Source organism: Nocardioides sp. (genome assembly GCF_024509035.1).
Lineage (GTDB): Bacteria > Actinomycetota > Actinomycetes > Propionibacteriales > Nocardioidaceae > Nocardioides.
The window spans coordinates 1-24,013 of sequence record NZ_JANINT010000259.1 but is presented as its reverse complement, the minus strand read 5'-3'; the positions used below and the strand labels follow the sequence as shown (position 1 = coordinate 24,013).

The 24,013-nt window shown below is 72.4% G+C and carries 21 protein-coding genes; 15 read left to right on the top strand and 6 right to left on the bottom strand.

Annotation, left to right across the window (positions count from 1 at the left end; genetic code table 11):
* Positions 1 to 642, top strand: a 642-nt coding sequence (locus Q0L15_RS17850; protein WP_296605798.1) for a histidine phosphatase family protein, incomplete at its 5' end; no start/stop codon positions are given.
* 1 nt (position 643) lies between these two features.
* On the opposite strand, the gene Q0L15_RS17845 is transcribed toward Q0L15_RS17850, so the two are convergent.
* Together Q0L15_RS17845 and Q0L15_RS17840 are read right to left on the bottom strand one after the other, a co-directional pair.
* Positions 644 to 1,924 (bottom strand): alpha/beta fold hydrolase, encoded by a 1,281-nt coding sequence (locus Q0L15_RS17845; protein ID WP_296605797.1) that lies wholly within the window; start codon positions 1,922 to 1,924, stop codon positions 644 to 646.
* 10 nt (positions 1,925 to 1,934) lie between these two features.
* The gene (locus Q0L15_RS17840) at positions 1,935 to 2,624 is read right to left on the bottom strand and encodes an RDD family protein (protein WP_296605796.1); all 690 of its coding nucleotides are present in this window, start codon (positions 2,622 to 2,624) and stop codon (positions 1,935 to 1,937) included.
* A gap of 190 nt (positions 2,625 to 2,814) precedes the next feature.
* On the opposite strand from Q0L15_RS17840, the gene Q0L15_RS17835 reads away from it, so the two are divergent.
* The 14 genes from Q0L15_RS17835 to Q0L15_RS17770 all read left to right on the top strand — a co-directional run bounded on the left by Q0L15_RS17835 (position 2,815) and on the right by Q0L15_RS17770 (position 20,108).
* Entirely contained in the window at positions 2,815 to 5,856 is a 3,042-nt protein-coding gene (locus tag Q0L15_RS17835; RefSeq protein WP_296605795.1) for a S8 family serine peptidase, read from the top strand.
* Positions 5,857 to 6,001: 145 nt separating this feature from the next.
* Positions 6,002 to 6,631 (top strand): TetR/AcrR family transcriptional regulator, encoded by a 630-nt coding sequence (locus Q0L15_RS17830; protein ID WP_366939597.1) that lies wholly within the window; start codon positions 6,002 to 6,004, stop codon positions 6,629 to 6,631.
* Complete coding sequence (locus Q0L15_RS17825; protein ID WP_296605794.1) at positions 6,628 to 7,437, top strand: TIGR03084 family metal-binding protein; 810 nt, start codon at positions 6,628 to 6,630, stop codon at positions 7,435 to 7,437. The genes Q0L15_RS17830 and Q0L15_RS17825 overlap by 4 nt, the downstream gene beginning before the upstream one ends.
* Positions 7,430 to 9,145, top strand: a complete 1,716-nt coding sequence (locus Q0L15_RS17820) for an acyclic terpene utilization AtuA family protein (protein WP_296605793.1) — start codon at positions 7,430 to 7,432, stop codon at positions 9,143 to 9,145. Before Q0L15_RS17825 ends, Q0L15_RS17820 begins: the two co-directional genes overlap by 8 nt.
* Positions 9,142 to 10,263, top strand: a complete 1,122-nt coding sequence (locus Q0L15_RS17815) for an acyl-CoA dehydrogenase family protein (RefSeq protein ID WP_296605792.1) — start codon at positions 9,142 to 9,144, stop codon at positions 10,261 to 10,263. The genes Q0L15_RS17820 and Q0L15_RS17815 overlap by 4 nt, the downstream gene beginning before the upstream one ends.
* A gap of 67 nt (positions 10,264 to 10,330) precedes the next feature.
* A complete protein-coding gene (locus Q0L15_RS17810) occupies positions 10,331 to 10,798 on the top strand; it encodes an SRPBCC family protein (RefSeq protein ID WP_296605791.1) in 468 nt (155 codons plus the stop codon).
* Positions 10,795 to 12,372: an acyl-CoA carboxylase subunit beta gene (locus tag Q0L15_RS17805; protein ID WP_296605790.1), complete on the top strand. Its 1,578-nt coding sequence runs from the start codon at positions 10,795 to 10,797 to the stop codon at positions 12,370 to 12,372. The genes Q0L15_RS17810 and Q0L15_RS17805 overlap by 4 nt, the downstream gene beginning before the upstream one ends.
* Positions 12,369 to 14,267, top strand: a complete 1,899-nt coding sequence (locus Q0L15_RS17800) for a biotin carboxylase N-terminal domain-containing protein (protein ID WP_296605789.1) — start codon at positions 12,369 to 12,371, stop codon at positions 14,265 to 14,267. The genes Q0L15_RS17805 and Q0L15_RS17800 overlap by 4 nt, the downstream gene beginning before the upstream one ends.
* Complete coding sequence (locus tag Q0L15_RS17795; protein WP_296605788.1) at positions 14,264 to 15,424, top strand: acyl-CoA dehydrogenase family protein; 1,161 nt, start codon at positions 14,264 to 14,266, stop codon at positions 15,422 to 15,424. The genes Q0L15_RS17800 and Q0L15_RS17795 overlap by 4 nt, the downstream gene beginning before the upstream one ends.
* A 145-nt stretch (positions 15,425 to 15,569) precedes the next feature.
* Complete coding sequence (locus tag Q0L15_RS17790) at positions 15,570 to 16,490, top strand: AEC family transporter (protein WP_296605787.1); 921 nt, start codon at positions 15,570 to 15,572, stop codon at positions 16,488 to 16,490.
* Between the two features lie 45 nt (positions 16,491 to 16,535).
* Complete coding sequence (gene dinB / locus Q0L15_RS17785) at positions 16,536 to 17,792, top strand: DNA polymerase IV (protein WP_296605786.1); 1,257 nt, start codon at positions 16,536 to 16,538, stop codon at positions 17,790 to 17,792.
* A gap of 4 nt (positions 17,793 to 17,796) precedes the next feature.
* Positions 17,797 to 18,834, top strand: a complete 1,038-nt coding sequence (locus tag Q0L15_RS17780) for a YihY/virulence factor BrkB family protein (protein WP_296605785.1) — start codon at positions 17,797 to 17,799, stop codon at positions 18,832 to 18,834.
* A gap of 10 nt (positions 18,835 to 18,844) precedes the next feature.
* Positions 18,845 to 19,279, top strand: coding sequence for an NAD(+)--rifampin ADP-ribosyltransferase (gene arr, locus Q0L15_RS17775; RefSeq protein WP_296605784.1), 435 nt, complete (start codon positions 18,845 to 18,847; stop codon positions 19,277 to 19,279).
* Between the two features lie 103 nt (positions 19,280 to 19,382).
* A complete protein-coding gene (locus tag Q0L15_RS17770) occupies positions 19,383 to 20,108 on the top strand; it encodes a hypothetical protein (protein ID WP_296605783.1) in 726 nt (241 codons plus the stop codon).
* Between the two features lie 7 nt (positions 20,109 to 20,115).
* Here the strand turns inward: Q0L15_RS17770 and Q0L15_RS17765 are convergent, their stop codons facing one another.
* Genes Q0L15_RS17765 through Q0L15_RS17750 form a run of 4 tightly spaced genes read right to left on the bottom strand, consistent with a single transcriptional unit; the run spans position 20,116 to position 23,877 of the window.
* Entirely contained in the window at positions 20,116 to 21,579 is a 1,464-nt protein-coding gene (locus tag Q0L15_RS17765) for a glycosyltransferase family 39 protein (RefSeq protein WP_296605782.1), read from the bottom strand.
* A 17-nt stretch (positions 21,580 to 21,596) separates the two neighbouring features.
* The gene (locus Q0L15_RS17760) at positions 21,597 to 22,364 is read right to left on the bottom strand and encodes a tyrosine-protein phosphatase (RefSeq protein ID WP_296605781.1); all 768 of its coding nucleotides are present in this window, start codon (positions 22,362 to 22,364) and stop codon (positions 21,597 to 21,599) included.
* A gap of 41 nt (positions 22,365 to 22,405) precedes the next feature.
* Complete coding sequence (locus Q0L15_RS17755; protein WP_296605780.1) at positions 22,406 to 23,116, bottom strand: response regulator transcription factor; 711 nt, start codon at positions 23,114 to 23,116, stop codon at positions 22,406 to 22,408.
* Positions 23,113 to 23,877: a sensor histidine kinase gene (locus Q0L15_RS17750; protein WP_296605779.1), complete on the bottom strand. Its 765-nt coding sequence runs from the start codon at positions 23,875 to 23,877 to the stop codon at positions 23,113 to 23,115. Before Q0L15_RS17750 ends, Q0L15_RS17755 begins: the two co-directional genes overlap by 4 nt.
* Positions 23,878 to 24,013: the final 136 nt, after the last annotated feature.

The following is a 24,013-nucleotide window of genomic DNA, read 5'->3' as shown; positions in this document are numbered from 1 at the left end:
CAGGCGTCCTTCGGGGCCGACGACTACGACGTGCTGTCCGCGACCGGCTGGGAGCAGGGGCGCCGGCTCGGCGCCTGGCTGGCCGACCGCGGGCCCGTGCCGACGAGGGTCGTCAGCGGCGGCATGCGGCGGCACCGCGAGACGGCGCAGGCGATCGCGACGGCCGCCGGGTGGGAGGCGGCACCGGAGACCGACCTGGGCTGGGACGAGTTCGACCACCTCGGCGTCGTCGCGGCCTACCCCGACCACCCCGAGGGCGAGCTCGACCGCCGGGAGTTCCAGCGGGTCTTCGAGCTCGCGACCCAGCGGTGGACCGGTGGCGCGTACGACGAGGAGTACCCCGAGTCGTGGAGCGGGTTCGTGCAGCGGGTGCGTGCGGCGCTCGGCCGCGCCTGTGCGAGCGCGGGCCCCGGGGAGGCGGTGGTCGTGGTCAGCTCCGGCGGCCCGATCGCGGCCGCGTGCGCGGCTCTGGTCGATCCCGACGGCGACGACCCGGCGACGTACGCCCGGCTGTGGAGCCGCTTCAACACGACCGTCGTGAACTCCTCGGTGACCCGCGTGGTCGTGGGCTCCACCGGCGCCCGACTGCTGACGTTCAACGAGCACCCGCACCTCGACGGCGAGGCCCTCACCTACCGCTGAGCTACTGCTGGGCCAGCTCCCGCAGCCGCGGCAGGATCCGGCCGGCGTCGGCGCGCAGGCCGTCGTGCTCCCACTCGTTGGTGACCCAGGTCCGCACGTTGCCGACCCGGGCGGCGGTGTCGAGCGAGAGCTCGGCGTCGACGTACATGTCGTCGAAGTAGACGATCGCGGCGACCGGCACCTCGTTGGCCGCGAGCCGGCCGAGGTCGTAGAGCGGCGGCCAGTCGTCGTACGCCGCCAGCAGCTCGGCGGCGCCACGGAAGGGTCGCAGCGCGGCGATGTCCTCGAACATCCAGGGGAACATCGTCTCGCCGGTGAGCAGCATCGGGTCGGCGTCGGCCGCGAACTCGGGCCGCTGCTCGATGGCGCGCTGGGCCGCCCAGGCCGTCGGCGGCATGCCGGGCTGGCCGTAGGTGAACTCCTGCAGCACGCCGATCGGGGTGTCGACCCACCCGGTCATCGCCATCACGGCGTGCCGGAACCCGTCGGCCAGCTCGTTGCCGTGCCAGGCCTCCTCGAGCAGCCAGTGGACGCGGTCGTAGCCGTCGCTCATCCCGAACGCCATGCCGAGCGTGCGCAGCCGCCGGCTGGTGAGCCGGTCACCGTCGGGCAGCCGCACGTCGTGGGCGTCGAGATGGTCGGCGATCACGCGCAGCCGCTCGGCGTCGCCGGGGTGGCGCGCGTGGAACTCGGCGTTCTTGCGGGCGATCCGCGGGAACGTCCGCGCATAGACGTCGTCGGCCGTCGCGGCGATGCCCGGGAGGCCCCCGGTGACGTAGCACGCGCGCAGCGCCTCCGGCGCCCGCGACAGGTAGGTCATCGTGACGAACCCGCCGTAGCTCTGCCCGAGCGTCTCCCACTGCTCGCCGCCCGCCACCCGCCGGCGCAGCACCTCGGCGTCCTCGACGATGGCGTCGGCACGGAAGTGCCGCAGGTACGCCGCCAGCTCGGCGTCCGCCCTCCCGGTGCTCGTCGCCTGGGCGACCGTCCGCGCGGTGACCGGCGTGCTGCGGCCGGTGCCGCGCTGGTCGAGCAGCAGCACCCGATGGGTCTGCGCGGCGTGCCACACCCAGGCGTCCCCGGCCCCGCTGCCCGGCCGGGGCGACTTGCCGCCCGGGCCGCCCTGCAGGAACAGCAGCCACGGCAGGTCGTCGCCCACGCGGCCGGCCGCCACCGCCTCGCGCGCGAAGACCTCGATCGTCGGGCCGCTCGGGTCGGCGTGGTCGAGCGGCACCTCGACGACGTGGTCGGTCAGCTGGAGTCCGCGGATCCGGGTGGTCACAGGGGGGAGGCTACGACTGCTGCTTGGGCTGGTTGATCACCACGGAGCTGAGGATCTTGTCGGCGAAGGTCTGTCGCTTGGCATCCCACAGCGGCCACAGCCAGCCGATGTAGCAGGCGAGGCTGTCGAGCATGTGCAGCAGGTAGCGCACGAACGACATGCCGCCGCCGATCGGCTGCCCGGTGGACTCGCCCACCAGCCGGATGCCGACGATGCCCTTGCCGAGGCTGTAGCCCGTGCGGCCCTGTCGCAGACAGGTGTTCCAGATGAAGAACGCCAGCGGCAGCAGGAACAGGACGGCGCCGAGGATCACCAGCGGGGTGCCGGCGTTGTCCCAGTCGCCGGTCGTGTGGCTGACGCCCTGGGCGTCGGCGTAGGTCTCCATGTTGCGGCTGCCCAGGGCGATGCCGCCGAACAGCAGCCCGTACGCCGGGATCGCGGTGAGCATCGTGAACAGGCTGTCGAGCAGGTAGCCGCCCACCCGCTTGCCCCAGTGGGCGTAGTCGTAGGCCGGCGCGCCGTACCCGGGCTGTCCGTAGGGAGCGCCGTAGGACTGGTCGTAGGACTGGCCGTACGGCGGCTGGGCCGGCTGGCCGTAGGGCTGTCCGTAGGGCGGGGGCGGAACCTGCCCACCCGGCGGCGGGCCGTACGGGTTGGGGTTGGCGTAGGGGTCGTGGGGCGGTGTCCCGGAGTCCGACATGCCCGACAGCGTAGTGACGCGGGCAGTGACCCGGCACGGATCGTGCCCGGCCCGTGACCATCTCTCCACGAACGGGTGCTTGACGTGGGTCACGTCCTGATCTTGGGTGGGCTCACCACGAGTCTTCCTCCGCGGTCCGCGTGGGCCGGAGATCCTTCGTGCACCCCCATCACACTCGGCAGGAGTTCCTGTGTCCCTCACCCTCCTCAGGCCCGGTGCGCGACGGCGCGCTCTCGGGCTGCTCTCATCGGCAGCCGTGGTCGCTGCGCTGGCGGCGGCCGTGCCGGCCACCGCTCCCGCGGTGGCGGCGCCGTCCGGCAAGCCCGCCTCGGCCCTGTCGGCGACGTCCACGGCCGTCAAGGACCTGTCCGCCGGCCGCTACATCGTCGTGCTGCGCGAGCCCGGTGCCGCCAGCTACGACGGCGGCAACCCGCGCTACGGCGCGACCCGCTCGACGTCGGGGCAGTTCGATGCCCGCAGCGCGCGGGTGCAGGCCTACACCGCGCACCTGCGCCAGACCCAGCAGCGCGTCGCCGGCGACTACGGCGTCGACCCGGTCGCGAACGTGACCGTGGCGACCAACGCCTTCGTGGCCGACCTGAGCAAGAAGCAGGCGCTGAGTCTCTCCAGCGACCGCCGCGTGATGCTGCTGGACAAGTCCCGCAACCTGCACCTGGACACCTGGAACACCCCGGCGTTCCTCGGCCTCTCCGGCAAGGACGGCGCGTGGACCACGCACGGCGGTGAGAAGCACGCCGGCGCGGGCGTCGTGGTGGCCGACCTCGACACCGGCATCTGGCCCGAGTCGCGCTCGTTCAAGGGCGCGGCGCTGACCGCGAAGCCCAAGACCACCTGGGACATCTCGCGCAGCGGCACGACGACCCGCATGGAGAAGGCCGATGGCGGCGTCTTCCGCGGCGAGTGCGTGATCGCCGACGGCTGGGACGCGGGCGACTGCAACACCAAGATCATCAGCGCCCGCTACTACGGCGACAGCTTCCTCTCCGGCGTCCCGGTCGAGGAGCTCTCGGAGTTCGAGCACGTCTCGGCCCGTGACGGTGACGGACACGGCACCCACACCGCCAGCACGGCGGCCGGCAACCGCGTCCGCGGCGTGACCACCGAGGGCCGCAAGTTCGGCACGGTCACCGGCATGGCCCCGGCGGCTCGCATCGCCGTCTACAAGGTCTGCTGGGAGGCCGCGGACTCCGACAAGAGCGGCTGCAACAACGCCGACGTCATCCAGGCCGTCGACCAGGCCGTCATCGACGGTGTCGACGTGCTCAACTTCTCCGTCGGCGGCGGCGCGAGCCCCACGCTCGACGCCACCGAGCTCGCCTTCGAGGGCGCGGCCGAGGCCGGCATCTTCGTGGCCGCCTCCGCCGGCAACTCCGGCCCCGGCGAGTCCACGCTCGACCACCCGGGTCCGTGGCTGACCACCGTGGCGGCCTCCACGTCGTACAGCTACGAGAACACCGTGGTGCTCGGCAACGGCAAGAAGATCGTCGGCGCCTCGGTCTCGAGCACGGCCGTGCCCTCCACCAAGCTCGTCGACTCGGCGGCCAGCGGGCTGCCGGACGCCGACCCGGACGCGGTGGCCCTGTGCGGTCCCGACACCCTCGACCCCGCCAAGGTCAGCGGCACGATCGTGGTCTGCCTGCGCGGCGTCTACGACCGCGTCGCGAAGAGCGCCGAGGTCGAGCGGGCCGGCGGCAAGGCGATGATCCTGGTCAACCCCTCGCCGAACAGCCTGGACGCCGACTTCCACGCGGTGCCGACGATCCACATCTCCGACACCGACGGCCCCAAGGTCTACGACTACCTCGAGGAGGCCGGGGCCAAGGCGACCGCGTCGTTCAAGCTCGGCAACCTCACCAAGCACGTCACGCCGCTGCCGCAGGTCGGCGGGTTCTCCTCGCGCGGCCCGATCATCGCCGCGGGCGGTGACCTCCTCAAGCCGGACATCGCTGCTCCGGGCGTGAGCGTGCTCGCCGCGGTCGCGCCCCCGCCGGACTCCGGCCGCACCTACGACCTGATGTCCGGCACGTCGATGGCCGCGCCGCACATCACCGGTCTGGCCGCGTTCATGCAGAGCGTGCACCCGAACTGGACGCCGATGCAGATCAAGTCGGCGATGATGACGACCGCGACGCCGACCAAGACGGCCGACGGCAAGCGCTCGCGCGACGCGTTCGCCCAGGGCGCGGGCCAGGTCACCCCGAAGCGGTTCTTCAACCCGGGCCTGTTCGTCACCTCGGGTGCCACCCAGTGGCGGGGCTTCCTGACCGGGCTCGGCTTCAACACCGGCGTCCCGACCGTCGACCCGAAGGACGTCAACGTCCCCTCGCTCGCCGACGCCTCGGTCACCGCCGAGACGACGTTCCACCGCACCTTCCGGGCGAGCATGAAGGGCGTCTGGAAGATCTCGGCGTCGGTGCCCGGCTTCTCGCTGGACACCAACGTCAAGGCGGTGCGCGCCGACCGCGTCAACGACCTGCAGGACGTCACATTCCGGTTCACCCGGACCACGGCGCCGCTGGGTCACTACGTGACCGGGTGGGTCACCCTGACCGGCCCCACCACGGTGAAGATGCCGGTGGCGCTCAAGCCGCTGTCGGTCGACGCTCCGGCCCTCGTCACGGGCACGGGCACCTCGGGCTCGGTCGACGTGCCGATCACGGCCGGCTTCACCGGTGACCTCGACGTCACGCCGCACGGGCTGGCCGCCTCCGACACCAAGACGGGCGAGGTCGACCCGGGCGGTGACTACGACCTCGAGTGCGTGACCGTGCCCGAGGGCTCGGGCCTGGCGAAGTTCCAGGTCGACGCCGCGGACGACACGGCCGACCTCGACCTGTTCGTCTACGCCTCGGAGAGCTGCGCTCCTGAGGACGTCTTCGCCCAGGTCGGGTCCTCGGCCACGGCATCGGCGGACGAGGCGGTGACGCTGCGCGATCCCGAGCCGGGCACGTACCTGGTCGAGATCGACGGCTTCTCCTCCGGTGAGGCCGGCGCGCCGATGCAGTACGCGTTCGACTTCTGGAGCATCGACCCGACGTCGACCGCCGGAAGCCTGACGGTGACGCCCGATCCGGTCCCGGTGACGGCGAACAAGGAGACGACGCTGTCGGTGTCGTGGAGCGGGCTCGACGCCGGCGTCCACTACCTGGGCTACCTGGCGTACGCCGACTCCGATTCCGTCACCGTGCTGGACATCGACGCCGGGGAGTAACGACCGGCTGGCATCCAGCACGACCGCACGAGGCGGCGCCCGGGCACGGACCCGGGCGTCGCCTCGTCGCATGTCCTGGCCGAGCCGGGAGTCCCAAAAAAAGACAGGCTTGACTGTTTGTTGTTGTCCCGGCCATGCTGTGCCGGTGACGACGGCCGGGAGCACTGCCCCCACCTCAGGCAGGGTCCCCCAGGAGGAGCGGACCCGGTTGATGCGGGCCCGCCTGCTGGAGGCGACCGTCGAGTGCCTGGTCGAGCGCGGCTTCGCCGGTACGTCGACCACGCTGGTCTCGGAGCGGGCCGGGGTCAGCCGCGGGGCGCAGCTGCACCACTTCCCGACCAAGAACGACCTGGTCGTGGCGGCGGTCGAGCACCTCACCGAGAAGCGCGCGGCTGAGCTGGCGGCCGCCGCGGCGGCGCTGCCGACCGGTCGCCGCCGCACCCGTGCGGTGCTGCAGATGCTCGGCGACCACTTCACCGGCCCGGTGTTCACCGCCGCCCTGGAGCTCTGGGTCGCCGCGCGCACCGACGAGGCCCTGATGAACGCGGTCGGTCCGCTCGAGCAGCGCGTGGGCCGTGAGACCCACCGGATGACGATCGAGCTCCTCGGCGCCGACGAGTCCCGCCCCGGCACCCGCGAGCTTGTGCAGGCCACGCTCGACCTGGTCCGCGGCCTCGGCCTGGCCAACACGATCACCGACGACGCCCGCCGCCGTGGGCGCATCCTCGACCGCTGGGCCGACGTGCTCGACCAGCACCTCAAGGAGACCGCATGAGTCTGCTCGACGACCTGCTCGACGACCTCGCGGCCGAGGGGGACCGTCTCTGGGCGGCCGTCTCCGGTCTCGACGACTCCGACTCAGGTGGGTGGGCGACGCCGACGCCCGCCCCCGGTTGGACGGTGGCGACCCAGGTCGCCCACCTGCTGTGGACCGACGAGGTCGCCGTCCTCGCCGCCGGTGCGCGCACCCCCGAGGGCAAGCAGGCCTGGGACGCCGTCGTGCTGCAGGCGATCGAGGACCCGACCGGCTTCGTCGACGCCCAGGCGATCGAGGTTGCCCGGCTGGCGCCCGCGGCTCTCCTCGCCCGTTGGGGCGCGGCGCGGACCGCCCTGCGCGAGGCCCTGCGCGACTACCCCGACGGCCAGAAGCTGCCGTGGTTCGGCCCGCCGATGTCCCCGGCCTCGATGGCGACCGCGCGCTTCATGGAGAGCTGGGCGCACGCCCTCGACGTGTACGACGCGCTCGGCGTCGAGCCCGAGCGCACCGACCGGGTCCGGCACGTCGCGCACCTCGGCGTACGCACCCGCGACTTCGCGTTCTCGGTCCAGGGCCTCGAGGCGCCGGCCGAGGAGTTCCGCATCGAGCTGACCGCGCCGTCGGGCGACCTCTGGACCTGGGGACCGGAGGACGCCGCCCAGACGGTCCGCGGCTCGGCCTGGGACTTCTGCCTGCTCGTCACCCAGCGCGTCCACCGCGACGACACGGATCTGGTGGCGAACGGCGCCGACGCCGACCGGTGGCTGGGCATCGCCCAGGCGTTCGCGGGTCCGGCGGGCGAGGGGAGGGAGCGTCGTGGCTGAGGTCCTGAGGATCGGCAACTGCTCGGGCTTCTACGGCGACCGCCAGTCGGCGATGCGCGAGATGCTCGAGGGAGGGCCCTTGGACGTCCTCACCGGCGACTACCTGGCCGAGCTGACCATGCTCATCCTGGGCCGCGACACCATGAAGGACCCGTCACTGGGGTATGCCAAGACCTTCGTTCGCCAGCTCGAGGAGTCCCTCGGCCTCGCCGTCGAGCGCGGGGTGCGCATCGTCAGCAACGCCGGTGGCCTCAACCCGGCCGGGCTGGCCGACCGGGTGCGCGAGGTCGCGCGCGGCCTCGGCCTCGACGTCCAGGTCGCGCACGTCGAGGGCGACGACCTGCGCCCCCGCGCGGCGGAGCTCGGCTTCGAGGGTGCGCTGACCGCCAACGCCTACCTCGGCGGCTTCGGCATCGCCGCCGCCCTCAGCGCCGGCGCGCAGGTGGTCGTCACCGGTCGCGTCACCGACGCGAGCCTCGTCGTCGGCCCGGCGATCGCCCACCACGGCTGGACGGCGACGTCGTACGACGAGCTCGCCGGCGCCGTCGTGGCCGGGCACGTGCTCGAGTGCGGCACCCAGGCGACGGGCGGCAACTTCTCCGGCTTCCGCAGCCTGCGCCACGACGGGCGCCCGCTGGGCTTCCCGCTCGCGGAGCTCGCCGCGGACGGGTCGAGCGTGATCACCAAGCACGCCGGCACCGGCGGCGCCGTCACCGTCGACACCGTCACCGCCCAGCTGATGTACGAGATCCAGGGCATCCACTACCTCAACCCCGACGTCACCACGCACCTCGACTCGATCCGGCTGCGCGAGGTCGGCACCGACCGCGTCGAGATCAGCGGCGTGCGCGGCGAGGCGCCGCCCGAGCAGCTCAAGGTCTGCGTCAACGAGCTGGGCGGGTTCCGCAACACCGTCGAGTTCGTGCTCACCGGCCTGGACATCGACGCCAAGGCCGACTGGGTGCGCGAGCAACTCGCGCCTGCGCTCCAGGCCCGCGACATCAGCTGGACCCGCACCGCACTTCCGCCGGCGGACGCCGACACCGAGGAGGGCGCGTCCTGCCTGCTGCGCTGCACGGTCAAGGACGACCGGCCCGACCCGGTCGGCCGCTCCTTCACCAGCGCGGCGGTCGAGCTCGCGCTCGCGTCGTACCCCGGCTTCACGATGACCGCCCCGCCGGCCGCCCCCGCGCCGTACGGCGTCTATCGGGCGGCGTACGTCGACCGGGCGGCCGTGCAGCACACCGTGGTGCACGCCGACGGCCGGCGTGAGATCGTGGCCGACCCCACGGACTTCAGCGTGGTCGACGCCGAGGCCGGTCAGCGGCCCTCGCCGTTCACCGCGCCGGCTGACTCGCTCACACGACGGGCGCCGCTGGGCACGTTCGTCCACGCGCGCTCGGGCGACAAGGGCGGCGACGCCAACCTCGGGCTCTGGGTGGTCAACGACGGCTCGGGCAAGTACGACGCGCGCGTGACCTGGCTGGCCAAGCTGATCAGCCCGCGCAAGGTCCGCGAGCTGGTCCCGGAGGCCGCCGACCTGCCGGTGGAGGTCTACGTGCTGCCGAACCTCGGCGGCGTCAACGTGCTGATCCGTGGCCTGCTGGGCGAGGGGGTGGCCGCGTCGACGCGGTTCGACCCGCAGGCCAAGGGCCTCGGCGAGTGGGTGCGGTCCCGGATGGTGCACGTGCAGGAAGGGCTCCTATGAGTGACATGCGCGCCCTCGGCGCCGAGTTCGTCCGGCGCGAGGTCGCGCCGCACCTGCAGGACTGGGAGGACGCGGGGGAGATCCCGCGCGAGCTCCACGTCGCGGCCGCCCAGCAGGGTCTGCTCGGCATCTCCTTCCCCGAGTCGGTCGGTGGTGAGGGCGGCGACGTCCTCGACACCGTCGACCTGCAGGAGGGCATGTTCGAGGCGGGCGCCTCGAGCGGGCTGATGGCCGGCCTGTTCACCGGCGGCATCGCGCTGCCGCACATCGCCGCGCACGGCTCGCCCGAGCTGGTCGACCGGTTCGTGCGGCCGACGCTGGCCGGCGAGAGGATCGGCGCCCTCGGCATCACCGAGCCCGGCGGCGGGTCCGACGTGGCCGGGCTGCGCACCACCGCCGTACGCCGCGGCGACGTGTACGTCGTCAACGGCGCCAAGACGTTCATCACCAGCGGCGTGCGCGGCGACTTCGTCACGACCGCGGTCCGTACGGGCGGCGAGGGCCATGCCGGCCTGTCCCTGCTGGTGATCGAGAAGGGCACGCCCGGCTTCACCGTCGACCGGTCGCTGGCCAAGATGGGCTGGCACTGCTCCGACACCGCCGAGCTCTCGTTCGTCGACGTCGAGGTGCCGGTTGCCAACCTCGTCGGCGAGGAGAACGCCGGCTTCTACTACATCGCCGAGCAGTTCGTGGTCGAGCGCCTGGCGCTGGCCGTGCACGCCTACGGCATCGCCGCGCGGTCGCTGGACCTCACCGTCGCCTACTGCCGCGACCGCGAGACGTTCGGCAGGCCGCTCGTCGCCAACCAGGTCGTGCGGCACAAGCTCGTCGAGATGCGACGCCAGGTCGAGGTGGCCCGCGCCTACACCCGCGAGGTGGCGCGCCGCCACGCGGCCGGCGAGAGCGTGATCGCCGAGGTGTGCCTGGCCAAGCAGACCGCCTGTGACGCCGCGACGTACGTCTGTGACCAGGCCGTCCAGCTGCACGGCGGGACGGGATACATGCACGGGACCGAGGTCGAGCGGCACTACCGCGACGCCCGGATCCTGCCGATCGGAGGAGGTGCGACCGAGGTGCTCACCGATCTCGCCGCCAAGCTGCTGGGGTACGACCGATGATCACCCCACGACAGTGCGGCCTTCCCCCGCTTCGCTCCTCCAGCCCACACGTCCGCGGGGGCCCCGAATGAGCGGGCTGGGCGGGGAGGTCTCCCTGCACATGGACGCGCCGCCCGAGAAGGTGTGGGCGCTGGTCAGCGACGTCACCCGGATCGGCGAGTTCTCCCCGGAGACGTTCGAGGCGCGGTGGACCCGGGGCTCGACGGGGCCCGAGGTCGGCGCCTACTTCAAGGGTCACGTGCGCCGCAACGGTGTGGGCCCGACGTACTGGACGCCCTGTCGGGTGACGAGGTGCGTGCCCCACGAGGTGTTCGAGTTCGCCGTCGGCACCGAGGACCTCACGGTCAACAACTGGGGCTACCGCCTGGAGCCCGACGGCACCGGCACGCGGGTCACGGAGTACTTCCGGCTCGAGCCGAAGCTCTACCTGCGCGCCTACTGGCTGCTGCTCGGCAAGCTGCGCGGTCGCACCAACGAGAAGGGGATGCGCACCACCTTGGAACGGATGAGGACAGTCGTGGAGAGGGACTCATGAGCACCGAGCATCGGACGGCCATGCTGGAGAAGCTGGAGGCGCTCGACACCGAGCACGCCAAGGCGGTCGCCGGAGGCGGGTCCAAGTACGTCGAGCGCCACCACGCCCGCGGCAAGCTGCTGCCCCGCGAGCGGATCGAGCTGCTGATCGACGAGGGCTCGGCGTTCCTGGAGCTCAGCCCGCTGGCGGGCTGGGGATCGGACTTCCCCGTGGGCGCCTCGGTCGTCACCGGCATCGGCGTCGTCGAGGGCGTCGAGTGCATGATCACCGCGAACGACCCCACGGTGAAGGGCGGCGCCTCGAACCCCTGGACGCTGAAGAAGATCTTCCGGGCCGCCGAGATCGCGGAGAAGAACGGGCTGCCCACGGTCTCGCTGGTCGAGTCCGGCGGCGCGGACCTGCCGACCCAGAAGGAGATCTTCATCCCGGGCGGCAAGCTCTTCCGCGACATCACCCGTGCATCTGCCCGCAAGGAGCCGACGATCGCGCTGGTGTTCGGCAACTCCACCGCCGGCGGCGCCTACGTGCCCGGCATGTCGGACTACACCGTGATGGTCAAGGAGCAGGCGAAGGTCTTCCTCGGCGGACCGCCGCTGGTGAAGATGGCCACCGGCGAGGAGTCCGACGACGAGTCGCTCGGCGGCGCCGAGATGCACGCCCGCACGTCCGGCCTGGCCGACTACCTCGCCGAGGACGAGCACGACGCGATCCGGATCGGCCGGCGCATCGTGGCTCGGCTCAACTGGCGCAAGGCGACCTCGATCACCGGACCGTCGTACGCCGAGCCGGACGAGGATCCCGAGGATCTGCTGGACCTGATCCCCAGCGACCTCAAGGAGCCGTTCGACCCGCGCGACGTCATCCGGCGCATCTGCGACGGCGTGTCCGCCGCCAACGGCACGGTCTTCGACGAGTTCAAGCCGCTCTACGGATCCTCGCTGGTCACCGGGTGGGCCAAGATCCACGGCCGTCCGGTCGGCATCCTCGCCAACGCCCAGGGCGTGCTGTTCTCCGAGGAGGCACAGAAGGCCACGCAGTTCGTGCAGCTGGCCAACCAGTCCGACACCCCGCTGCTGTTCCTGCACAACACCACCGGCTACATGGTCGGCAAGGACTACGAGCAGGGCGGCATCATCAAGCACGGCGCGATGATGATCAACGCGATCAGCAACTCCACGGTCCCGCACCTGAGCGTGATCATGGGTGCGTCGTACGGCGCCGGCAACTACGGCATGAACGGCCGCGCGTTCGACCCGCGGTTCCTGTTCACCTGGCCCTCGGCGAAGTCCGCGGTGATGGGTCCCCAGCAGCTCGCCGGCGTGCTCGAGATCGTCGCCCGCCAGTCGGCCGAGGCCAAGGGCGAGACGTTCGACACCGAGGGCTTCAAGGGGATCAAGGAGATCGTCGAGGCCCAGATCGAGGAGCAGTCGCTGCCGCACTTCCTCTCCGGGATGCTCTACGACGACGGGGTCATCGACCCGCGCGACACCCGCACCGTCCTCGGCATCTGCCTGTCCGTCATCGAGAACAAGCCGTACGTCGGCACCGACCGGTTCGGAGTCTTCCGCCCATGAGCAAGCGCACGATCAGCCGCCTGTTGGTGGCCAACCGCGCCGAGATCGCCTCGCGGGTGTTCCGCACCTGCCGCGCCCTCGGCATCGAGACCGTGGCGATCCACTCCGACGCCGACGCCGCCCTGCCCTACGTGCGCGAGGCCGACCACGCCGTGCGCCTGCCCGGCAACGCGCCGGCCGACACCTACCTGCGCGTCGACCTCGTGCTCGACGCCGCGCGCAGGTCGGGCGCCGACGCGATCCACCCCGGCTACGGCTTCTTGTCGGAGAACGCGGAGTTCGCCCGGGCCGTGATCGACGCCGGCCTGACCTGGGTCGGTCCCGCGCCGGAGTCGATCGAGGCGATGGGCTCCAAGATCCGCGCCAAGGAGATCATGAAGGCCGCCGGCGTCCCGGTGCTCGAGGCGCCGGCCGAGCCGACCGAGGCCGACCTCCCGCTGCTGGTCAAGGCCTCGGCGGGCGGCGGCGGCCGGGGGATGCGCGTCGTGCGCACCCTGGCCGAGCTGTCCGGCGAGATCGAGAAGGCACGCGCCGAGGCGGCCTCTGCGTTCGGCGACGGCACCGTGTTCGTCGAGCCGTACGTCGAGCGCGGCCGGCACGTCGAGGTGCAGATCGTCAACACCAGCGTGTACGGCGAGCGCGACTGCTCGCTGCAGCGCCGGCACCAGAAGGTCGTCGAGGAGGCACCCGCCCCGCTCCTCCCGGAGGAGGTGCGCACCGACCTGCACGACGCCGCACGCAAGGCCGCCGAGGCGATCGGTTATCGGGGCGCCGGCACCGTCGAGTTCCTCTACGACCCGGCGAGTGAGCGCTTCTGGTTCCTGGAGATGAACACCCGTCTCCAGGTCGAGCACCCGGTCACCGAGCTCGTGCACGGCGTGGACCTGGTCGAGCGGCAGATCGAGGCGGCCGAGTCGGACTGGCTGATGGGCTGGAGCGGCGAGCCGCAGGGGCACGCGATCGAGGTGCGCCTCTACGCCGAGGACCCGGCCGCGGACTACCAGCCGCAGAGCGGGACCCTGACGACGTTCGAGATCCCCCAGGAGGAGGGCGTCCGCGTGGACGCCGGCTTCGAGTCCGGCAGCGAGGTGTCGACGCACTACGACGCGATGCTCGCCAAGGTGATCGCGTACGCACCGACCCGGGAGGCCGCAGCCCGCAAGCTCGCGGGGGTGCTGTCCCGGGCGAGGATCCACGGGCTGGTCACCAACCGGGACCTCCTGGTGAGCATCCTGCGCGACGAGCGGTTCCTGCGCGGTGAGGTCAGCACGGACTTCCTCGTTGACCCGCCCGAAAGTTTCGGGCGGGTCAACATCGAAGTGGCTGCAGTGGCGGCGGCGATCGCGCTGGCCGAGCGCGCCGTGGCCGCCCGCACCGTCCAGCGGGGCGTCCCGGTGGCGTGGCGCAACGTGGTCTCCCAGCCGCAGCGCACCGAGTTCGACGGCGACCCGGACAGCGTGGTCGTCGAGTGGTGGGGCGGGCGGGACGGCTACCGGGTCGAGGGCCACGAGGTGATCGACGCGGGGCCCAGCCAGGTGACGCTGGAGACCGACGGCGTGCGGACGACGTACGCGATCGCTGTCAACGGAGCCGCTGTCGACGTCGACAGCGCCCGCGGGCACGTGCGGCTGACCCGGGTGCCGCGGTTCGTGGACCCGGCCGAGGCGGTCGCCAGCGGGAGCCTGCTGGCGCCGATGCCCGGCACCGTGGTCAGCGTCGCGGTCGAGGCCGGACAGCAGGTCGAGGCCGGGCAGCCCGTGCTGGTGCTCGAGGCCATGAAGATGCAGCACACCGTGAGCGCGCCGTACGCCGGCACGGTCACGGAGATCGACGTCAAGCCCGGTGCGCAGGTCGCCGCCGGTGAGGTTCTCGCCGTAGTGGAGGAGCAGGAGTGAACACGTTCACCGAGTCCGAGGAGCGCCAGGAGCTGCGCAAGGCCGTGGCCAAGCTGGCCGGCAAGTACGGCGGCGACTGGTTCGCCCAGAAGGCGCGCGCCGGCGAGAAGACCACCGAGCTGTGGCTGGAGATCGGCAAGAACGGCTACCTCGGCATCAACATCCCCGAGGAGTACGGCGGCGGGGGCGGCGGCATCGGCGACATCGCGGCGGTCTGCGAGGAGCTGGCGACCGCCGGCTGCCCGCTGCTGCTCATGGTCGTCAGCCCGGCGATCTGCGGGACGATCATCAGCAAGTACGGCACCGACGAGCAGAAGCAGCGCTGGCTGCCCGGCATCTGCGACGGCACCTCGACGATGGCCTTCGCGATCACCGAGCCCGACGCGGGCACCAACACCCACAACATCACCACGACCGCCCGCAAGGACGGCGACGGGTGGGTGCTCAACGGTCGCAAGATCTACATCTCCGGCGTCGACGAGGCCGACAACGTGCTGGTCGTCGCCCGGGCCGAGGACGCCCGGACCGGCAAGGTGAAGCCGGTGCTGTTCGTGGTGCCGACCGACGCGGCCGGCTTCGAGGCCCAGCCGATCCCGATGGAGATCGTCTCGCCCGAGCTGCAGTTCAGCGTGTTCCTCGACGACGTCCGGCTGCCGGCCGACGCGCTCGTCGGCGACGAGGACGGCGGCCTGGCGCAGCTGTTCACCGGCCTCAACCCGGAGCGGATCATGGCCTCGGCGTTCGCCACCGGCATGGCCCGGCACGCGCTCGGCAAGGCCACGGCGTACGCGAAGGAGCGCACGGTCTTCAAGGGCCCGATCGGCTCGCACCAGGCGATCGCGCACCCGCTGGCGCAGGCGCACATCGAGATCGAGATGGCGCGGCTGATGACCCAGAAGGCCGCGGCGCTCTACGACGCCGGCGACGAGTTCGGCGCCGGTGAGGCCGCGAACATGGCCAAGTACGCCGCCGGCGAGGCCGCCTGCCACGCCGCCGACGTCGCCGTGCAGACCCACGGCGGCAACGGCATCACCCAGGAGTACGGCGTCGCCGGCCTCCTCGTCGCCGCCCGGACCACCCGGATCGCCCCGGTCAGCCGCGAGATGATCCTCAACTTCGTGGCCATGCACTCGCTGGGGCTGCCCAAGTCCTACTGACCCTGGGCGGATGCCCCATCCGCTGTAACGCCCGTTTACCCCGCCTACCGACCATGTTGCAGCACGGTCGGTAGGCGGGGTAACACGGCGTTACAGCAGCTGGAGGCGCCGAGCGACGCGGACGCCCCCTCCCTAGGGTGGGGACGTGGCGGGGGTCTTCGACGGGTTCGCGACGATCGTCGCGCTGATCGCCCTCGGGTCCCTGCTCGCCCATCTCCGGGTCATCGACGCGGCCGGCCAGCGGACGCTGTCGACGCTGGCGTTCTTCGTGGCCAGCCCGGCGCTGCTGCTGACCGTGCTCGAGGACAGCGACCTCGGCGCGGTGTTCTCCGACAACCTCGTGGCGATCGCCGCGGCGGTGGTCGTCAGCGCGACGCTGTCCGCCGCGGTCAGCCTGGCCCGCCGCCACGGCCTCGGCGAGAGCGTGGTCGGCACGCTGTGCTCGTCGTACCAGAACTCCGCCAACCTCGGCATCCCGATCGCGGCCTACGTCCTCGGCGACGCGGCCCTGGTCGCGCCACTGCTGCTCCTGCAGCTGCTCGTCCTGCAGCCGCTCGCGCTGACGCTGCTCGACGTGGCGGCCAGCGAGGAGGGCCTGCGGCTCGACCGGGTCCTCGCCCGGCCGGTGCGCAACCCCATCACGATCGGCTCGTTGCTCGGGCTCGCGCTGGCCGCGACCGGCGCGGACCTGCCCCCGGCCGTGCAGGACCCGCTGGCCCTGCTCGGCGGGATGGCGGTGCCCGCGATGCTGCTCGCGTACGGCGTCTCGCTGCGGCTGGGCCCGCTGCCGGGCCGGGGCGTGCCCGCGGTCGACCTGGCGACCACCGTCGCGCTCAAGATGGTGGTGCAGCCCCTGGCGGCGTACGCCGTGGGCCGCTTCGCCCTCGGCCTGGAGGGCGACGCGCTGCTCGCCGTCACCGTGCTCTCGGCGCTGCCGACCGCGCAGAACGTCTTCATCATCGCCTCGCGCTACGACCGGGCCGTGCTGCTGGCCCGCGACGCGATCCTCGTCAGCACGATCGCCTCGGTGCCGGTCATCGTCGCGATCACCACGCTGGTCGCCTGAGCCCGGAGACTCGACATCGTCGAACAAGTGTTCGATGATGGTCCCGTGGCCAGGATCGCGGCGGGCAGGACCGGGCAGCGCGACGAGGCGAGCATCCTGCATGCCGACCTCGACTCGTTCTTCGCCTCGGTCGAGCAGCGCGACGACCCCCGGCTGCGCGGCCGGCCGGTGATCGTCGGCGGGGGAGTCGTGCTCGCGGCGAGCTACGAGGCCAAGGCCTTCGGCGTCCATTCGGCGATGGGGGGACGCGAGGCGGCCCGCCTCTGCCCCGGCGCGATCGTGGTGCCGCCGCGCTTCTCGGCGTACGTCGAGGCCAGCAAGCGGGTCTTCGAGGTCTTCGACGACACCACGCCGCTGGTCGAGGGCCTCTCGATCGACGAGGCGTTCCTCGACGTCGGCGGGCTGCGCCGCCTCGTCGGCCCGCCCGAGCAGATCGCGGCCGACCTGCGCGTCCGTGTGCGGGAGGAGGTCGGGCTGCCGATCTCGGTCGGCATCGCCCGCACCAAGTACCTCGCCAAGGTGGCCAGCGCGGTCGGCAAGCCCGACGGTCTCCTGCTCGTGCCGCCCGGCGACGAGCGCTCGTTCCTCCACCCGCTGCCGGTCGAGCGGCTCTGGGGCGTCGGTGCCGTCACGGCCGCCAAGCTGCACGCCGAAGGCATCCGCACGATCGGCCAGCTCGCGGCCTGGGAGGAGACCGACCTGACCGCCACCGTCGGCAAGGCCGCGGGCCGGCACCTCTGGGCCCTGGCCAACCTGCTCGACCCGCGGCCCGTCGAGGTCGGACGCCGACGGCGCTCGATCGGCTCGCAGTGCGCGATCGGCCGGCCGGGCAAGCCCAAGTCGCGCGCCGACCTCGAGGCGCTGCTGGCCGGCCTCGTCGACCGGGTCGCTCGCCGGCTGCGTGCGGGCGAGCGGATCGGGCAGACCTTCACGCTCCGGCTGCGGTTCGACGACTTCACCCGCGCGACGCGCTCGGCGACGCTGGCGCACTCGACCGCCACCACGGCCACCTGGCTCGAGACCGGACGCCGGCTGCTGGCGGCCAGCTGGCCGCTGATCGAGGAGCGCGGCTGCACGCTCCTGGGCGTGACGATCTCGGGTCTGGTCGACGGCCGCTCCCAACAGCTCGAGCTGCCGCTGTTCCCCGACGACGTGCACGAGCACGGTCTCGACGCCGCGCTCGACCGGGTGCGCGACCGGTTCGGGTCCGCCTCGGTGACTCGGGCGGTGCTCGTCGGCCGACGTACCGGCCTCGAGATGCCCACGCTCCCCGATCCAGGACCCCCGTCACGGGTACCGTGACCCCGTGGGCAGGGCACTGGACGCCGTCGACCGCGGGCAGCGTCGCTTCCCGCCCCTCGCCGTGCCCCTCGCCGTGATCTACAAGTACTCCGACGACCAGGGCAACTACCTGGCCGCGATCATCACCTACTACTCGTTCATCGCGATCTTCCCGCTGCTGCTGCTCGGCACCTCGATCCTCGGCTTCATCCTGCAGGGCAACCCCGGGCTCGAGTCGGACCTGCTCGACTCCGCGCTCAGCCAGTTCCCGATCATCGGCGACCAGCTCGGCCAGCCCGAGGGCCTGCAGGGATCGACCGCCGGTGTCGTGGTGGGTGCGCTGGTCGCGCTCTACGGTTCGCTCGGCCTGGGCCAGGCCCTGCAGAACGCGCTCAACATCGCCTGGTCGGTGCCGCGCAACCGCCGACCCAACCCGATCCTGCTGCGGCTCAAGAGCCTCGGCCTGCTGCTCACCGCCGGCGTCGCGCTGCTCGTGCTCTCGATCCTCTCCGCCCTGGCCAGCAGCACCGAGGTGCTCGGCAGCACGATCGCCAGCTACCGCTGGCCGATCGTCATCGGCAGCATCCTGGTGATCACCACGGTCCTCGCGGTGCTCTTCCAGTTCGGGGTCGCGCGCAGCCACGACTTCCGCGCGGCCCTGCCCGGTGCGTTCACGGTCGCCGTGCTCTGGCAGACCCTGCAGTACCTCGGCACGCTCTACGTCACCAACGTGCTCGCCGAGACCAGCCAGATGAACAAGACCTTCGGCCTGGTCCTCGGCCTCATCGGGATCCTGTTCATCGCCGCGGTCATGGGCGTGATCGGCATCGAGGTCAACGTGGTGCTCTCCCACCGTCTCTGGCCGCGTGCGCTGCTCACGCCGTTCACCGACAACGTCGAGCTGACCGAGGCCGACAAGCGGGCGTACGCCGACTACGTGATGTCCCAGCGCCACAAGAGCTTCCAGAACGTCGAGGTCACCTTCGACGGGCCGACGGTCGCGATGCCGGTCGTCCGCGACGACGACGCCGGTGAGGACGAGGCCGAGCCCACGACCACCTAGTCTCGGCGTCATGAGCACTCCGAGCGAACCGGTCCCGTTCGAGGTCCACCCGGACGGCGTCTACCTCCACGGCACGAAGGCCGACCTGGCGGTCGGCGACCTGCTGGTGCCGGGGCGCGAGTCGAACTTCGAGGCGGGCCGGGTGATGAACCACGTGTACTTCACCGCGACCCTCGACGCCGCCGCCTGGGGCGCCGAGTTCGCCGCCGGCGAGGGCCGCGGACGCATCTACGTCGTGGAGCCGACAGGCGAGTTCGAGGACGACCCCAACGTCACCGACAAGAAGCTGCCCGGCAACCCGACGCAGTCCTTCCGCAGCCGCCACCCCCTGCGGGTCGTGGCCGAGCTCACCGACTGGGTCGGGCACTCGCCCGAGAGGCAACAGGCCATGCGCGACGGGCTCGACGCGCTGCGGGCACGGGGCGAGGCCGTCATCGAGGACTGACCGGGTCGCTCGGGCCCGATGCCCACCGGCGATCGCAGTCGACGGGCGAGAACGAGCCCGCGTACTCATGCGCGGGGCGGGCGTCGCCCGCGATGGTCGACACATGAAGCGACTGCTGCTCCTCGTCACACCCGTGCTGGTGATCGCGCTCGGGACCTACGCCTGGGGGACGCGGGAGCCAGCCGTCAGCGCCACCCACGACCGCGCCGTCGCGCTGTTCAACGCCATGGAGACCTACGCCGGCGCCACGGCCATGGACCGGGCCCTCGAGGCGACCGCCTACCCCGGTGTCGAGCTGGTGGTCGCCCGCAACACCGAGGCCGGGCACGAGATCGTCCTGAGGATCACCGCTTCGGCCACCCGCCGCAACAACCTCGACTGGTGGCCCGACCCGGACGCGCACTACGAGGCGACCCGCTGCTACCGGTGGACCGACGACCGCGAGTGGGACACCGCCGAGCAGGTGACCTGCCCGGAGGCGACGGACATCGACCCGACCCGAGCCGCCGAGGCCGGCCCCATCGGTGCGGGCGTCGACCTTCGCGTCCGCAGGGCGTTGACCGGCGCCACGGACGCCGCCGGCGTGAGCGAGCGGCTGTCCCGCGTCCCGGACCTGTCCGTCGAGGAGGTCGACGGTGCGATCGCGGTCGCCGTCAGTCGCCTCGAGGGATACGTCAGCGGGCGGCCGGTCCGCGACTGCGTCCTGGCGTACCGCCGCGGCGACGAGGTCCGGGTGTGGCGGCCGGCGAGCATCCAGGTCGCACCGGGCGAGGCGAGCTGCGAGCCGCAGGCCGCGCTCGACCCCGCTCTCCAGAAGCCTCCCCACTGAGCCGCTCTCAGGCGTCGTAGTGGACCAGGTCCGGCCACCGCTCGGACCACGACCCGCGCACGGAGGTGCACAGCAGGACCGGCGCGCCCTGCTCCTCGCCGGGTGCGTCGGCGTCGTTGTGCAGCGTCGCCGCCCGGGTGCAGCCGTCGAAGTACGCGGCGGCGTCGAGCCAGCCGACGACCACCACCGGCGTGGCCGGGTCCGGAGGGGGACCCCACTCGCGATAGCCGTTGTGACCCGAGTAGACCGGGACGCCGACGTCGTACCAGGTCAGCGCGCCGGCCTCGCCGTAGTTGCCGGTGAAGACCACCGCGGTGCTCCGCTGCTCGGCCGGCAGCGCGTCGAGGACCGCGCGCACCTGGTCGGTGTACTCCTCCCAGCCGATGGTCTCGAGCTGGACGTCGTTGAGGTCGCCGTAGAACGAGCCGCCGAACGTCGAGGCGGGCAGGACCGGCAGGACCGCGGGGTAGGCGAAGGCCGCCGAGGCGAGGAGGACCGCCGCGGCGCCGGTCACGCGCCTCGTCGACCAGCGCTCGGTCAGGTCGGCGGCGCCGGCCGCGATCAGGGGCGGGACGAGTCCCGCGAGGTAGTAGCCCTTGCCGCCGGTCACGAGGAAGACCAGCAGCACGACGACGAACGCGATGGCGAGCGGGCGGGCTCGGGTCCACGCGGGGCGGTGGAGCAGCTGCACCAGGCCGAGCACCCAGACGACAGCGATCAGCGGGCTGTAGATCAGCAGCGCCTCGAGCACGAGGTCGATGCGGCCGCCGACGCCGCCGTACTCCGCGGCGATGTCGGCCGACAGGTCGAGGACCGGCCAGCCGTGCCGGGCCTGCCAGACCAGGTTGGGCAGCCACATCGCCAGGGCGACCAGGCCGCCGAGCCACGGCCACGGCGTGCGCAGCACCGGCCTGGTCTCGCGCACGAGCGCGACGCCGACGAGCACGCCGAGCAGGCAGAACGCGACGGCGTGCTTGTTGTTGAGCCCGACGCCGGCGATCGCCCCGGCGACCAGCCACAGCCGCGGTCGGTCCTCGACGAGCGCCTGGCCCACGACCACGAGCACCGCGGTCCAGAAGAGCAGGTCGAACGTCGAGGTCGAGAGCAGGTGGCCGAGGCCGGGCACGATCGCGGAGAACCCGACGAGCACGGCCGTGAGGGCCTGCCCGGCGCGAGCGGCGCCCAGCAGGCGCGCTGCCTGCGCCGAGAGCGCCACGACGCCCGCGACCGCCAGCACCGACGGGACCCTCAGGACCGTGACGCTCGAGGGGGCGACCACGTCGGCGAGCCGGGCGAGCAGCGGGGTGAACGCTGGCTGGTCGGCGTAGCCCCACGCCAGGTGCTTGCCGGCTGTGACGAAGTAGAGCTCGTCGCGGTGCGGACCGTAGTGGGGCGCCAGCAGCAACAGCCCGACGACGAGCACGGCACAGACGGCGCCGACCTCGCGGACGGCGTACGGCGAGCGCTTCACGCCGCCCAGTGTGGCGTTCAGACGACCAGGCGCGCGTGGAGTTCGGCGAGCACGTCGTCGCCGAGGCCGAGGCCCTCGCGCAGGTAGCCCTCGACCGAGCCGTGGTCGGCGTCGACGGCGTCGTACGCAGCCTGCAGGTAGCCCGTCTCAGCCACCATCGTCGGCTCGTAGACCGCGACCTTCTCCTGGCCGAGGTGCTCGGCGATCAGTGCCAGGTACTTCTCGCGCGTCGCCGAGGAGACCTCGTTGGTGAGCAGGTAGTCCGTGACGATCGTGTCCCGGTCGACTCCGGCGATCTCCAGCAGCAGCGCGGCCGCCCAGCCGGTGCGGTCCTTGCCGGCGGTGCAGTGGAACAGGTGCGGCGGCTCCTCGGTGGCGAGGTCGGTGAGGAGCATGGCGTACGACGCTCGCGCATCTGGTGAGCGCACGAACGCCTCGTAGACCTCGCGCATCACCTGCTCGGCCGCGGCGGTGTCCGCGAGGCCCTCCACCATCGCCATCGGGATGCCCGAGACCTCCACGTGTCGCCAGGTCGCGCCGGCCACGGCGACGTCGGGATGTGCCTCGACCTCGGGGCCGCTTCGCAGGTCGTGGATGACACGGATCCCCAGCGCAGCAAGGGAGGTCGTGTCCTCGTGGGTGAGCTGGAGCTCGTTGGCGCGGAAGAAGACGCCTCGGCGCACCCGCCGACCGTCGCGCGTCGGGTAGCCCGCTCCGGTACCCGCCACGTCGCGGAAGTTGTCGGCGGAGGCGAGCCGGAGCAGCTCGGCGGGCGCGTCGGTCACGCCCTCAGGGTAGGGGCGCCGGCCGAACGCCCGGTGAACGCTCAGCCGCCGCGAGCCGCGACCAGCCCCGACTGGTAGGCGAACACGACGAGCTGGGCCCGGTCGCGCGCCCCCAGCTTGGTCATCGCTCGGCTCACGTGGGTCTTCGCCGTCATCGGGCTGAGCACCATCCGGTCGGCGATCTCGTCGTCGCTCAGCCCGTGGGCGACGAGCGCGACCACCTCGCGCTCGCGGTTGGTGAGCAGGTCGAGGTCGGCGGTGGGCAGGACGTCGGCGGGACGGGCGACGAACTCGCTGATCAGCCGGCGGGTCACGGCGGGCGAGAGCAGGGCGTCCCCGCGCACAGTGACCCGCAGCGCCTGCAGCAGGTCGGCGGGCTCGGTGTCCTTGACCAGGAAGCCGGAGGCGCCGGCGCGCAACGCGTTGAAGACGTACTCGTCGAGGCCGTAGTTGGTCAGCATCACGACGTGCACGCCGGCGAGCCGCTCGTCCTCGACGATCCGACGGGTCGCCTCGATGCCGTCCATCTCCGGCATCTGCACGTCCATCAGCACGATGTCGGGGGCGTGCTCGACCGCCAGGGCGACCCCCTCACGGCCGGTGCTGCCCTCGCCGACGACCTCGATGTGGTCCTCGGCGTCGAGCAGCGCCCGGATGCCGCTGCGGATCAGCGCCTGGTCGTCGACCAGCACGACACGGATCGTGGCTTCGCTCGATGAGCTGCTCGTCGGGCCGGCCGCCGGGCCGGTCATGGAGACGCCACCGGCAGCTCGGCCACCACCGAGAACCCTCGCGCCGGGCCGGGCTCCGCGCGCAGCCGCCCACCGAGCGCGGTCACCCGCTCGCGCATCCCGATCAGCCCGTAGCCGGGCACCGGGGGCTGGCGCGAGCCGATGCCGTCGTCGTCGACGCGCACGGTCAGCGACGTCGGGTGGTAGGTGATCTCCACCGTCGCGGTCGCGTCGACCGCGTGCCGCGTGGCGTTGGTGAGCGCCTCCTGGACCACGCGGTACGCCGCCTGGTCCACGTCCGGCGGCAGCGGGCGCTCCGCGCCGCGGACGGTCAGGGTCGTCGGCAGTCCCGACGAGCTGGCCCGCTCGACCAGCGCCGGCAGCCGCTCGAGCCCGTTGCCGGGCAGGTCGTCGTCGCGGCGCAGCACCTCCAGCGTGGAGCGCAGCTCGCGGACCGCCTCGCTGCTGGCCTCCTGGATCGCCAGCAGCGCGGGCGACGGCTCCTCGCCGTTCTTGCGGGCCAGGTGGGCCGCCACGCCCGCCTGCACCGTGATCACCGAGATGCTGTGGGTCAGCGAGTCGTGCAGCTCGCGCGCGATCCGCAGCCGCTCCTCGACCGTGCGCCGGCGCGCGACCTCGTCGCGGGTCCGCTCGGCCTCCTCCGCGCGCTGCTCGACCTCCCGGACGTAGGCGTGCCACTGCGCGAACGCGGCAGCGCCGGCCGCGGCCGACAACAGCCAGCCCGCGCCGTAGAACCTCCGCCAGCCGCGATCCGTGCGCATGGACCGAGGGTAGGGCCGCCCGCGGGCCGGCGCGTCGCCCGACGGGAGTACGCCGGCCTACTCCCGCTGCGGTAGCGCCCGGGCGCGGGCCCGCCCACCGCGTAGGCCGAAGTGACGCCCCAGGGACGACGCGCCA